Origin of the sequence: Bacillus sp. DC4300-2b2, assembly GCF_049895685.1 — a bacterium.
Lineage (GTDB): Bacteria > Bacillota > Bacilli > Bacillales > Bacillaceae > Bacillus > Bacillus safensis.
Map to the genome: position 1 here is coordinate 433972 of NZ_JAFCSW010000001.1, position 13335 is coordinate 447306.

Consider the following 13335-nt stretch of genomic DNA (forward strand, 5'->3'; position numbering starts at 1 on the left):
TAAAAGCATATTGTCCGTTCCAAGCTGTTTATCTATCTATCATTCTTTGCACATTTCATCTTGTTTAAACGATGGATGTTGATTGATTGATTGAGCACCTTCTCATATTGCTGAACGAGATGCTTCGCATTATGTTCTGATGAATATTTTGTATGAACCATTTCATGAAGATCATTCTTCACTTCTTCATTCCATCTGTTTTCATAAAGGCAGGCGTGAATCGCCTCTTTCAGCTGACGCGTCGAACGCGGTTCAACGAGCAGGTGTTGATAGGTAGAAAATAAGGATGGGAGACCACCAACCCGTGTTGCAATGACAGGTACTTTTAAAGCGAGCGCTTCTAGAACGACGGTTGGCATTCCTTCACTGTAGGAAGGGAGTGCAAACAGATCAGCTGCCATTAAGTAGTCTCTTACCTGCTCATTCGGCACCTGCCCTGGAAGTATAATAGATGCTCCTCCCGTCCGTTCCGTGAGCTCCTTTGCAAGGGGGCCTTTTCCGACAAAGACTGCTTTCACACCATCCATGCTGCTGACAGCATCAGCTAATTCCAGCAAGCCCTTCTCTTTCACTAAACGCCCGACGAAAACAACGAGCTTATCTTGAATCGGTAAACCTAAGTGCTTTCTGATGCCTTTTTGATCTTCTTCCGTTCTGGAAAATGATTGGAGCGGAATACCAAGCGGAAGACATTTTGCTTCTACCTTCGTCATATCATTTGTCTTTTTAGCCAGCTCCTCACTCACTGTCAGAACAACAGATGCCTGCTTCACCGCCGTTTCAAAGGCTACCTGTGCCCCTTTGCTATAGCTCGGATATACGTTCACATCACTGCCGTGTAAGGTCAAGAGATAAGGGATTTGCGTTTCTTTCTGAATGACAGCCGCCGCTCCGCCAGACGGCATGGCAAAGTGCGCATGAATAAAATCTGGTGACAGCTGATGACGCTGCATTGCTTCGAGAACGGAAGCCGCTATTCGTTTACTCGGCTGTGCCCATTTCAGCTGTCCAGGGAGCGCTCGATAAGGCGGTCTGTAAACCGTCACTCCATTCCTCACTTCCTGTTCAGGCAGCTCTTTTTTCTGCCGATAGGATGCCTTGAGCATCCGTAAAACCGGCGGATTCACTGGATTAGGACAAATGACAGTCACTTTTATTCCTTGTTTGAGCAGCTCCTGCACTTGCGTTTCATGAAATACGCCCTCACTCGGGTGTTTTTCACTAGGATATACACTTGTCAGCCATAGTACCTTCATGACGAACGACCTCTTCTCAATAATTTGCCTGCAGCCTGCGGATACATTTTGATGAGCAGCAAGCCATACAATGCAGCACTGACACAAACAGTCAGTAGTAATTGAAGTGAAATATCTGCTGACGTCAGCTTCATCCCTTGATGTAAAGCTATCGCACAGACCGCCATAAGCAGCGTCATGACAGCAGGCTTTCCAAGTGATTTTAAATACACCTTCATATCAAGCTGAATGACATATGCCATGAGCCATCTGCCGACAATAAAGTTGAGCAGGCTGACACCTGAGTAGATCCAAGCTACTGTGAGCAGACTGCCTGTCATGACACCTGCATATAATGCGCAGCCATACACGATGAGCATCCCCGTATCCCAATAAAAGGCTAAGTCCGCTCTCCCTTTTGCAAGAAGTATGGAACCGTTTGGATTCATTAGCACACGCAGCAGGCCGACAATGCACAATATATTTAAAACCGGAACCGCTACTAGCCATTTCTCTCCAAACACGACTTCTATAAAGCTGTCTGATACGGCAGCAAGGCCGATTAATAATGGAAAACTAACCAATGCGAGCATATTCGTCATACTTAGGAAGCCCTCACGCAGCATGGAGTGATCACGCTGACTTTTTGCGAAAACTGGGAAAGCCACTCTTGTCACAATCGGATTAATCTTCAGCACGGGAATCGTCACAATTTGATACGCCAAGCTGTAAATACCTAACGCTTCCGCTCCAAGAAACCGTCCGATTAAAATCATGTCGATGTTCGATCCTGCTCGGTTAACCAATCTGGATGCGAGCTGGAATGCACCGAATGAGAAAAATTCCTTCACTTCTCCTAATGCAAAAACAGGTGCTGGACGCCACTTCTTCCAATAAGCCGCTGCATACATGAGACCTTTTCCTGATTGCAGCACCACTTGAGAGATGACATAGGCGACAATCGGATTCATGAAGAAGGCGAAAACAAGTAAAACGAGCAGCGATATGATGGTCGCAATGGCTTCAATGGTGCTTAAAGTTTTAAAGGCTAAGTCTTTTTGCATCATATACTGGTACTGCTGGCCAATCGGTGCTATCAGAAACATGATCGATAATAGCTTGAGCAGACCCTCTAGCTCTGGCCGGTTATAAAAAGCGGCTATCATTGGGCTTAGCAGGATGAGCAGACAAAACAAGATAATCCCTGTGAGCAAGTTGATCCAATATAATGTAGATAATTGACGTTCTGTCGTTTGTTCCTTTTGAATGATCGCTGCCCCAATTCCTAGATCAAGTAAAATCTGCGTAAATATTGTGACAGTTGTGATCATACCAACGAGTCCAAACTCTTTGAGTGACATCATGTTCCCTAAAAAGGCGAACTGTGCAATTTGGATGATGGTGATGATCAATGCGGACAAGCTTGTCCATTTTGCCCCGCCTAGCATGCGTTTTTTCATACTTGCCATTCTCTTCCCTACTTTACTTATCTGGCTCCGTCACCAGTCATGATGACTTTTAACGTTTTTACCATAATCTTCGTGTCGAGAGAAAATGTCAAGTTTTGAATATACTGTAAGTCATGTGTTAATTTTTCACTTGGACTCATTTCATATCCGCCATTTACTTGAGCAAGACCTGTCAGCCCCGGCTTTACTGCCAATCTTTTTGTGAAGCCTGGAATCGTCCGATTAAATTCTGCGGTAAACATCGGTCTTTCTGGACGAGGGCCTACGATACTCATTTCTCCTTTTAACACGTTGATAAATTGTGGAAGTTCATCAATTCTTGTTTTACGGATGAATGCCCCCACTTTGGTGATACGCGGGTCATTTTTTTGAGCCCATTTCGCTCCTCCGCTTTCTGCGTCAGTTCTCATCGATCTGAGCTTCCATAATTTAAAGTAAACACCGTCTTTCCCAACCCTTTCTTGCATATAAAAGGCTGGCCCTGGTGTTTCCAGCTTAATCAAAAGAGCAAACAGCAAAATGACTGGCGTACTCAACATCAATCCGATGAACGAGAACATTAAATCTATGAAACGTTTTGCAAATAAATAACGAACCATATGTTCTGTTAAGGCAAAAGAGTGATTTCGTCTCACTTCATATTCTCTGTAAAGATTCATCGCTTTCTCTGCACTCACTGACCTGCACCTCACCATTCAAAGTAGTTGTTGTGTAAAGAGATGTTCTATGAAAGTCAGTTTAGCAGAGCAACATTAAGCAAATGTAAATGCGCTGTTAAGTCTTGTAAAACTGTGTTAAGAATGTGCACTTATATCAAGTTATGCCCTTTTCAACGTAAAAAAGACCCGCAATTCTGCGGGTCTCCGAGTCTTTTCTTTATTTTGCTTTTACAGATTCGATTGTTTTCAATCGAAGTGTTCCGTTTGCATCTTTTGTATAGGTTACTTTCACTTTTGATTCTTCTTTTAAGCTATTCACTTGTTTAGAAAAGGTATTTCCGAATTGAATAGCTACTTCTTTTCCATCAATGTTGACAGCAATTGTATGTCCATCAGCCAAACCGACATATGTGCCTTCTTTGGTGACTTCATTTTTCTTACTAGTTGTTGATTCTTTCTTTGTTTTAGAGTCACCTTTTGAGTCAGATTTTGATTGGTCTTTAGCAGGTTCTTCTTTTGTGATTTCTTTGCTTGAGCTGTCTTTTGCTTCTTCATCAGATTGACCTGCTGGTTCTTCTGTTTGAGCAGCTGTTTCTTTACTTTGATCATCTGCTTTTTCATTTGATGATTGATCTTCTGATTTTTTGTCTGCAGCCTTATCTTTGTTTTGATCGGCTGCTTCAGTTGTTTCTTTTTTGCTGTCATCCTTTTTGTTATCGCTTGATTGATTTGTTGTGCCGCACGCTGTGAGCAATACTCCTAGAAGCAATACTAGAAACGGCATTGTGATTAATTTTTTCAAGATCGTCACCTCTTCATGATTTGTCGGTTTGCTGTCTTTTGAAGATTTATGCGTAAACCATTCACCTTCTATGTTTCAATTATAACAAACATAACCAAAAATGAAATGTATTTTTAACTTGACACATCATTCACGATTCATTTTACGGCAAAGTAGTTGGACACACCAGTCGCAATTCCAGAAGCCAGCCGATCCTTTGCAGCGGTTGATTTTAAAATACTCGCATCAATTGGGCTTGTCACAAAGCCGGTTTCTAGCAAGATGCTCGGCATTCTGGAATACTTGATGACATAGAAACCTGCTGTTTTCACTCCGCGATCTCTTGTACCAAGGGCACTGACCATTCGGGGTTGAACCTGTTGTGCCAGCTTGACACTATGAGCTGCCGCATATGTCGTATCATAATACGTCTCTGTTCCATTCGCACGGCTGTTATCATTTGCGTTGGCGTGAATACTGATGAATACATCAGCGTTTGCCTGCGCTCCTTTACTGACACGTGTCTGCAAGGAGTCAAATGTATCAGATGTTCTCGACATGACAGTAAGGGCACCCGCTTGATTAAGCCTGGACTGCAGCTTTAATGCTACTCCTAAATTGATGTTCTTTTCAAGCAGTCCATTCCCTACCGCTCCAGCATCCTGCGCACCATGACCTGCATCAATAAAAATCGTTTTGCCTAACACCGCATTTTTCAGCTGTGTGATGACATTTGATTGAATGGTTGATGTTCCGCCTACCACAGAAAATGCTGACATTTGTTTTGCTCCAATGACTTTTCTGATGGCATTCGGCACCGTTTGAGCGTCTGTGAGAAGAAGGATTTGTTCCTGCTTCGCTGCTATACTTGCCGCAGCTGCTGCATCTGCATAAGCATACCCATGACTTATAAATGTTTGACTGGTCTTCATTGGATACGTTTTAGCAATGTGGGCAGCCACCTCATACCGATCGGCTCCGCTTATTCTGACTGGTGATGGAAGCTTTTGAAAAGCGGTTTTATTAACACTTGCTTCTCCGCCGATCACAATGGTCCGCTTGACCGCTTTGTTTTTTAATAGATTGGCTGTTTCCGCGCGCAGTCCTTTGGCATCTGTTAATAAAATAGGATAGCCTTGTTTGGCAGCGTATGGAGCAATCGCGACAGCATCAGCATAAGCAGAACCATTCACGACGACAGCTGCACTAGCACTCTTCATGTGCTTAGCCACATTTGCTGCCAATTCATAGCGGTTCTTTCCTTGAATACGGGAAACGGATAGATTCATCGCTTTTAACTGCTTCACGACTTTTTCAGAAATACTTGCAGTCCCGCCAAGAATCGTTACCCGCTTCGTTTTCAGCTGCTGCAACCCTGTCTTTACAGCACCTGAAAGACTGCCCGCATTCGTTAACAGGACTGGGGCCCCTTGCTGATAGGCATAAGGCACAGCACTTAGGGCATCTGCATAAGCATCACCGCCCACAAGAACAACTGCAGGCGCTTCCTGCCAGCCCCTTTTCGCAGCATTTACCGCCACCTCATACCGATTTCTTCCTTCTATCCTCGATACAGTGTGCTGAGCAAAAACGGATGGTGTATATAAACATAGTGAAATAGCAATCAGTAAAATACATTTGATATCAAAACGCATGAAGTCAACCTCCTTGGTTTGAACCCTTCACCCAGGATGCTTCATGGACTTTTAAAAAAAGGCTGCCGAGTACGTTCTCGAGCAGCCTAAGAGGATCTGAGGCACCCCCCAGGTTTGTGTTTTCTTATCTAAAATAACCTGACACACCGCTTGAAATGCCTGACGCTAATCGATCTTTATACGTAGCAGATTTCAAGATGTTTGAATCAACTGGGCTGGAAACAAAACCAGTTTCTAAAAGAACGCTCGGCATCTTAGAATATTTAATGACGTAGAAGCCAGCTGTTTTCACACCACGGTCTCTTGTACCTAGTGCACTGACCATTTTAGGTTGGATGTTTTGCGCCAGCTTCAGGCTGTTTGCAGCCGCATATGTTTTGTCATAGTATGTTTCTGTTCCATTTGCACTGCTGTTATCATTTGAGTTCGCATGGACACTAATGAAGATATCTGCTTTCGCATTGGCACCTTTGCTCACTCGTGTTTGAAGACTGTCAAATGTGTCTGATGTTCTTGACATGGTCACAAGTGCACCAGCGTTGTTTAATTTCGTATTTAAACGCTTTGCTACATCTAAATTCAAATTCTTTTCATATAATCCGTAACCTACAGCTCCTGAATCATGCGCACCATGACCTGGATCAATGAATACTTTTTTCCCAACAGCCGGGTTTTTCAGCTGGTTTACAACAGTTGGTGTCACAGTATTTGTACTGCCTACGACAGTAAATTTGGTGATTTTCTTGCTGCTCACTGTTGCTCTTGTTACTTTTGGAAGCGTCTTTTCATTCGTTAGAAGCAATGCTTTGTTTTGCTTTGCTGCAATTCCTGCTGCAGAAGATGAAGTGGCATAGCCAAATCCTCTTCCTACATAGGTATTATTGACGCTCATATTGTACTTTTTCACAATATTCGCCGCAACATCATAACGAGTCGAGCCTTTGATTCGCGTTGGAGATTTCAATTTATTATAAGCTGCTTTTGTGACGTAATTCTCTCCGCCGACTACAATGGTTTGTTTCACATTGCTTGCTTTTGCAACAGAAGCGATTTCAGAACGAAGTCCCTTTTTATCTGTGTATAGAATTGGGAATCCTTTTTGTGCAGCTACAGGCGCAATCGCAATACCATGTGCATAGAAAGAACCTTCAACGACAACGACGCCTGCTGGCTTTTTCATTTTTTTCGCGATATTCGCAGATAGCTCATATCGGTTTTTTCCTGAAATACGCTGTGTGGAGATGCCCATTTTCTTCACTTGATTGACCACGTTGTTTGACACACTTGATGTGCTGCCTAAAACGATCACAGTTTTTGTTTTTAATGAAGTTAAGGCTTTTTTTGTATCACCCGAAAGGCTTTTACTGTTTGTGTAAAGAACTGGTCCATTTTTTTGGTGTGCAAGTGGAATTCCTGCTGTTGCATCTGCATACGCAGTTTTCCCTACTAAAATGACTGTACTTGCAGTTCCCCATCCTTTTTTCGCTACGTTTGCCGCTACGGCATATCTGCTCCCGCCATCAATTCTTGATACTGAATTGTCTGCCAAAGCTGTTGGAACGATAACGAAAATAGCGATGAGGCTGAGGATGGCTGTTTTCATCAATGAGCGCATCTTCTATGTCCTCCTTTTACCCTTTAATAGTTTGTTAGTTTTGTACCTGGATAGTAGAACGAGAGTATGGAAGAGTATGAGTTTCCAGATTCAGCTCTCGCTTTGGCTCCGTATTGGCTCATACCAATGCCGTGGCCATACCCTTTTCCTGAAATCGTGAAGTCATTTGTGTTATTTTTGACTGACGCAAACGTGCTTTTCACTTTTGTTGCGCCCATGACTGATCGAAACTCGGTCATCTTCATACTTGCCGTTGTGCTTTTGTTCACCGAATATGTGCCTGTTTTGTTTTTCAGATGGTATGTCAGTTTGATCGATACCGTCTTCGCACGCTGGCCTTTTGTTTTCCCTGAGAACGTCAGGCTTGAGATTGATGCGATTTTCATATCAGATGCAGCAGTTTCTTTGTTTTTAAGCAGCCATGATTTCAGGCCAGCAAGGTCAGCTGCATTTGTCTCTTTTGCTTTAGACCATTGAGATGCTGCCGTACTAGCAGTCAATGTCGTGCCGAGTTGTTTTTTAGAGAGTTTCAGTGTCCATGGATTGACTGGATCTTTTGTGTCCTTTTTGGCCACTAAGTATGGCAGTGCATTTCCCCATACTTCTTCACTTGCCTCTGTATAACCGCCATTGCTAGAGTAATAGGTTGCTGAAATGAGCTGATTGTTGTATTTCAGAACCTTTCCTTTTGTGGCATCGACAGCTTTTGTCGAATTTGTGTACCAGTTATATCCTCCATAGACTTGGAAGGCTGTTGTATCAGGGACGACTTTTCCAATACTTTTCACCGAATACGTTCTAGCGGCAACCGCCTGTGCTTTTAACGCTTCAACATGCCAGCTTGCAGGCATTTCATTTGGCACTACGCCTTTTAGATAGTCTTCAAATGGAATATTTTCGAGAGTCGGCCTGATATACCCTGATTCAATTGCAAAGTTTACGCTGCCTAAATACGGCTTTCCTGCAATTTGAAGGACATTTTTTGTTGAATATTTCTCAGGAACAACTCTTACTGTGTTATACGTTTTTATGCCTTTTAATGAAATTTTTCCGTTAGAAATATTCAATTGGTAGTTTTGATTTTTTTTCAGATAAACTTGTTTGGCTAATGAATTTTTCAAGCTATCTTTAATCGCACTTGTGCTGCCCGCAAGATGATAAGCATATGTACCTTTTTCCTTCAACAGTGCTTTTAAAGACGCTGTGACAGAATCGGGTTTCACATACACAACGGTACTGTTAGATTTTGCAGCCAATTGCGACAGCGGCATAGCATAAATATAGCTAGAGGCTTTCGCCAAATAAACTTTATCTGCATTAATATTTAATTTCTTTATAATATTCACAGATAATTCATAGCGATTGGCACCGCTGATTCTTGTCACCTGTGAGGTTTTTTTGATTTGATTTTCAACTTTTTGTCCAGTACTTTTCGTACTGCCGATGATGATCACTTTACTTGGCATTCTATAAGACGGAATGGAATCTTTTTTTGTTAACAGGATAGGGTATCCCTTTCTCGATGCATAGGATGCAATGGCAATCCCATTCATAAATGAGTTCCCGCCGACAACGACAGCTTGCTTATAGTTACCCATTTCTTTAGCGATTTTTTGGGAGATTTCAAACTTGTCTTTTCCACTAATACGTCTGACTTTGCCATACTTTTTAATAGATTTCTCAGCAGCTGTTGAAATGCTCTTCGTATTTCCGACAATCAGAATGTTATCCGGCTTCATTTTCTTCAGCTGGTTTTCTGTTGTTTTCGTAAGCTTTTCAATATTCGTATACAAAATAGGTGCGCCCAATTTGTATGCTAACGGTGATACAGAAATCGCATGATCAAATGCATCACGACTGACAATGACGACAGTTGATGGATTTTTCCAGCCAGCAGATGCGATGCTGTTGGCTACTTCGTATCTATTTTTGCCGTCATATCTTTTCGTCACAGCAACATTTGATCCTGATAGCTTGTATTCCCCAGTTGTTGAGATATCCATGCTTGTTTTGTTTCCGATATAATTAGACAATTTCACTGAAATTGCCGAGCTTGCCATGGCAGACTGAAAGGGTGCAACTAGTAGAGTCAGTATCATGAGAACGATTAGTGTAACGCCTGTTTTCTTCAATTTTGTTCATCCCGCCCATCTTTTTTAATTCTGTTTTTCAATCTTCTGGATTTCCTTTTGACCACTGTCATTAATAAAGTAAGAGATTTCTACTGTGTCTCCTGGTTTAAATTCATTTAACACATCTTTAAAATTATCCGTAAATTCATAGCTTAGGGTCGTATTCACTTTTTTCACTTCGACTGTATGTGCATCAGCCATTCCAATAAATTCAGCTTTCTCTTCCAGTACCTGAGGAGTTGAACTGCTTGTCTTGTTTTCTCCTGTGGACTGCTCAGCCGTTCCACATGCTGTGAGCACGATACCTAGTAGCAGTATTAAGAACGGTAAAACGACGATTTTCTTCATTTTTTTCACCTCATGTCTTTGTATCGTCTTATAACTTATTATTTTAAGGTAAATTTAAGGTTTTTTGAAACCTTTTTTTTGTTACAACGTCTATATCTAGGTTCAGAGTAAAAAAATAACTTGTTTATCAAGATTCGTAAACCTATAATCATGGAAGAATCATAGAAAAGGTGAGGGACATTATGAGAGCTGAAAGAAAAAGAAAGAAGAAAAAGGTTCTTTGGATTGTTTTATCGATTATTGGCTTATTCGTATTAGCAACTGGCGGATACGCATATCATCTTTGGAACACAGCAGCATCGACCGTCGCAGGCATTCAGGAGAATTTAAAGAAGTCAGATAAGCGTGACAAAGATGTCGATTTAAATAAGAAAGACCCGATTTCTATTTTAGTTATGGGAGTCGATGAACGAAAAAATGACCGAGGCCGTGCAGACACATTAATATACATGACAGTAAATCCGAAAACGAAAACGACCGAGATGGTGAGCATCCCGCGTGATACGTATACGAAAATTGTCGGAAAAGGCACAATGGATAAAATCAACCATTCCTATGCATTCGGCGGTACACAAATGGCAGCAGATACTGTAGAGGAACTGCTTGATGTACCTGTTGATTACTTCGTTAAAGTCAATATGGAAAGCTTTAAGGATATTGTCGATACACTTGGCGGAATTACGGTGAACAGCACGTTTGCATTTAGCTATGACGGCCATTCATTTGGTACAGGAGAGATTAACCTGAACGGGGATCAAGCCCTTGCCTATACGAGAATGAGAAAGCAAGATCCAAAGGGTGACTTCGGACGTCAGCAAAGACAGCGCCAAGTCATTGAGGGCATCATTGCAAAAGGTGCCAACATTTCATCTATAACGAAATTCGGCGATATGTTCAAAGTCGTGGAAAATAATATGAAGACAAACATGTCATTTGACGATATGTGGACGATGATGAATGATTATCGTGATGCAAGACAGCATGTGGAGCAGCACGAGTTGAAAGGATCAGGCGCACGTATCAATAACATTTATTACTACCAGCTTGATGACAGCAGTCTGGCTAAAGTGAAGAAGGAATTGAAGGAAAGTTTGGAGCAGTAAAAAAGAAGACTACAGAAATGTAGTCTTCTTTTTTTATGATTGAAATGGAACTGGTCTTTCTTCGCTTAATCCAAAACGATGAAGAAGCTCTTCAACAATTCGTTTTGACGCTTGTCCATCACCATATGGATTAGACGCCTTCGACATGTTGTCGTACTCTTTCTGATCGACTAGCAGCTGTTTTGCCATGTTGTAAATGGTCTCTTCATCTGTACCAGCGAGCTTAAGCGTACCAGCTTTCACACCTTCAGGGCGTTCTGTTGTATCACGCAGAACTAGTACTGGCTTCCCTAGAGAAGGCGCCTCCTCTTGTACACCGCCAGAATCCGTTAATATAAAGTGTGAGGCAGCAGCGAAGTTATGGAAATCAACGACTTCAAGCGGCTCAATTAAGTGCACACGATTAAGATCACTGAATTCTGTCTGAGCCGCATCACGAACAGCAGGGTTTAAATGTACAGGATATACAACCTGAACATCTTCAAACTCTTCTACAATACGTCTAATCGCTCTAAACATGTTTTTCATCGGCTGGCCGAGATTTTCTCTTCGGTGAGCCGTTAACAAGATCATTTTATCTGTGCCTATTTTCTCTAAAATAGAGTGTTGATACTGTTCTGTTACCGTTGTTTGCAAAGCATCAATCGCAGTATTTCCTGTCACACAAATCGTCTCTTCTTTTTTATTTTCGACTAAAAGATTCTGTTTCGCCTCATTTGTAGGAGCAAAATGAATATCGGCAATCGTGCCTGTCATTTGTCGGTTCAATTCCTCAGGGAACGGCGAGTATTTATTGTGTGTTCTTAAACCCGCTTCAACATGACCGACAGAAATTTGGTGGTAGAATGCGGCCAAGCTTCCTGCAAAGGTTGTTGTTGTGTCTCCATGAACAAGGACAATATCAGGTTTTTCCTCTTGGAATAATTGATCTAGTTTCAATAGTGCATTTGATGTGATTTCAGATAATGTCTGGCGTTCTTTCATAATATTTAAATCATGATCTGGTTGAATGTTAAAGGCTTTCAACACTTGATCAAGCATTTGCCGATGCTGTGCAGTCACAGTGACTGAGGATTTGATTTGCGGATGTTTTTTCAGCTCAAGGACAAGGGGTGCCATTTTAATCGCTTCAGGCCTCGTCCCGAATACAGTCATTACATGTAATGTTTTCAATAGTCGATGCCTCTTTCCTTCTCATTTATCATAAGTGTATTATACAAAAGATTAGGAACGAAGCCTAATCATTCTATTTTCAATTTTTACATCACCTTTACTCTTTTCAACATAAAAATTTACACAAACTCTTTACAATAAACATTGAATCAGATCATGCATTTATCGTAAATCATTTGTCATTTCTATCATTTGTAAGTTACACTTTATGAAAGATGAAAAATAGAGCCAAATCATTTTTTCTATATGTAAGGAAGGTGCAAAGTTCATTGAAAAAAGTACGTAAAGCCATTATACCAGCTGCAGGTCTTGGGACACGTTTCCTCCCTGCAACAAAAGCAATGCCTAAAGAAATGCTTCCAATCGTTGATAAGCCAACCATTCAATATATTATTGAAGAAGCTGTTGAATCTGGAATCGAAGACATTATTATCGTCACTGGAAAAGGGAAAAGAGCCATTGAGGATCATTTTGATTTTGCACCAGAGTTAGAGCGCAACCTTGAGGAAAAAGGAAAGAGCGAGCTTTTAGAAAAAGTGAGAAAATCCTCTAACATTGCTGACATTCATTACATACGTCAAAAAGAGCCTAAAGGACTCGGACACGCGGTTTGGTGCGCACGCAACTTTATCGGTGATGAGCCTTTTGCTGTTTTATTAGGTGATGACATTGTTCAAGCCGAAACACCTGGGCTTCGCCAGCTGATGGATGAATATGAAAAAACTCTTTCATCTGTCATTGGGGTTCAGCAAGTAGCAGACAGCGATACTCATCGCTACGGGATCATTGATCCTCTTACACAAGAAGGACGCCGCTATCAAGTCAAAAACTTTGTTGAAAAGCCGCCGCAAGGAACAGCACCATCGAACCTAGCCATCTTAGGTCGCTACATTTTCACGCCAGAGATCTTTATGTACCTCGATCAGCAAGAAATTGGTGCAGGTGGCGAAATTCAACTGACAGATGCCATTCAAAAACTGAATGACATCCAGCGCGTCTTCGCCTATGATTTCGAAGGGAAACGATACGATGTCGGTGAGAAGCAAGGCTTCATTGAAACAACGCTTGAGTTTGCTCTTCAGGATGAAGAATTGAAAAAGAAACTCATTCCATTTATGAAACAGCTTCTCGAAAAAGAAGAAGTGAACTAAAAAAGCTGCCGGCA

At 41.7% G+C, this 13335-nt stretch carries 11 protein-coding genes; 2 read left to right on the forward strand and 9 right to left on the reverse strand.

The window, feature by feature from the left end:
- Nucleotides 1-32 precede the first annotated feature (32 nt).
- The 8 genes from tuaC to ACP69X_RS02335 form a co-directional block, all read right to left on the reverse strand.
- Nucleotides 33-1256, reverse strand: coding sequence for a teichuronic acid biosynthesis protein TuaC (gene tuaC, locus ACP69X_RS02300; protein ID WP_426052380.1), 1224 nt, complete (start codon nt 1254-1256; stop codon nt 33-35).
- Nucleotides 1253-2704, reverse strand: coding sequence for a teichuronic acid biosynthesis protein TuaB (gene tuaB, locus ACP69X_RS02305; protein ID WP_041088004.1), 1452 nt, complete (start codon nt 2702-2704; stop codon nt 1253-1255). Before tuaB ends, tuaC begins: the two co-directional genes overlap by 4 nt.
- A 17-nt stretch (nt 2705-2721) precedes the next feature.
- The gene (locus ACP69X_RS02310) at nt 2722-3381 is read right to left on the reverse strand and encodes a sugar transferase (RefSeq protein ID WP_041088002.1); all 660 of its coding nucleotides are present in this window, start codon (nt 3379-3381) and stop codon (nt 2722-2724) included.
- Between the two features lie 199 nt (nt 3382-3580).
- The gene (locus tag ACP69X_RS02315; protein ID WP_241768926.1) at nt 3581-4174 is read right to left on the reverse strand and encodes a hypothetical protein; all 594 of its coding nucleotides are present in this window, start codon (nt 4172-4174) and stop codon (nt 3581-3583) included.
- Nucleotides 4175-4302: 128 nt separating this feature from the next.
- Nucleotides 4303-5799 carry a cell wall-binding repeat-containing protein gene (locus ACP69X_RS02320; RefSeq protein WP_426052381.1) on the reverse strand — a complete coding sequence of 499 codons (1497 nt, stop codon included), beginning with the start codon at nt 5797-5799 and terminating at the stop codon, nt 4303-4305.
- Between the two features lie 124 nt (nt 5800-5923).
- Nucleotides 5924-7414 carry an N-acetylmuramoyl-L-alanine amidase gene (locus ACP69X_RS02325; RefSeq protein ID WP_041087995.1) on the reverse strand — a complete coding sequence of 497 codons (1491 nt, stop codon included), beginning with the start codon at nt 7412-7414 and terminating at the stop codon, nt 5924-5926.
- Between the two features lie 23 nt (nt 7415-7437).
- On the reverse strand, nt 7438-9546 hold the full coding sequence (locus ACP69X_RS02330; RefSeq protein ID WP_075612007.1) for a SpoIID/LytB domain-containing protein: 2109 nt from the start codon (nt 9544-9546) through the stop codon (nt 7438-7440).
- Between the two features lie 24 nt (nt 9547-9570).
- Nucleotides 9571-9894 carry a hypothetical protein gene (locus tag ACP69X_RS02335; RefSeq protein ID WP_041087991.1) on the reverse strand — a complete coding sequence of 108 codons (324 nt, stop codon included), beginning with the start codon at nt 9892-9894 and terminating at the stop codon, nt 9571-9573.
- A 182-nt stretch (nt 9895-10076) separates the two neighbouring features.
- Between ACP69X_RS02335 and ACP69X_RS02340 the strand changes: the two genes are divergently transcribed.
- A complete protein-coding gene (locus tag ACP69X_RS02340) occupies nt 10077-10997 on the forward strand; it encodes a LytR family transcriptional regulator (protein WP_041087989.1) in 921 nt (306 codons plus the stop codon).
- Nucleotides 10998-11030: 33 nt separating this feature from the next.
- On the opposite strand, the gene wecB is transcribed toward ACP69X_RS02340, so the two are convergent.
- Nucleotides 11031-12170: a non-hydrolyzing UDP-N-acetylglucosamine 2-epimerase gene (gene wecB / locus ACP69X_RS02345; protein ID WP_426052382.1), complete on the reverse strand. Its 1140-nt coding sequence runs from the start codon at nt 12168-12170 to the stop codon at nt 11031-11033.
- Nucleotides 12171-12439: 269 nt separating this feature from the next.
- Here wecB and galU point away from each other — a divergent pair, with 269 nt between their 5' ends.
- The gene (galU, locus tag ACP69X_RS02350; RefSeq protein ID WP_008343198.1) at nt 12440-13321 is read left to right on the forward strand and encodes a UTP--glucose-1-phosphate uridylyltransferase GalU; all 882 of its coding nucleotides are present in this window, start codon (nt 12440-12442) and stop codon (nt 13319-13321) included.
- The last annotated feature ends 14 nt before the right edge of the window (nt 13322-13335 follow it).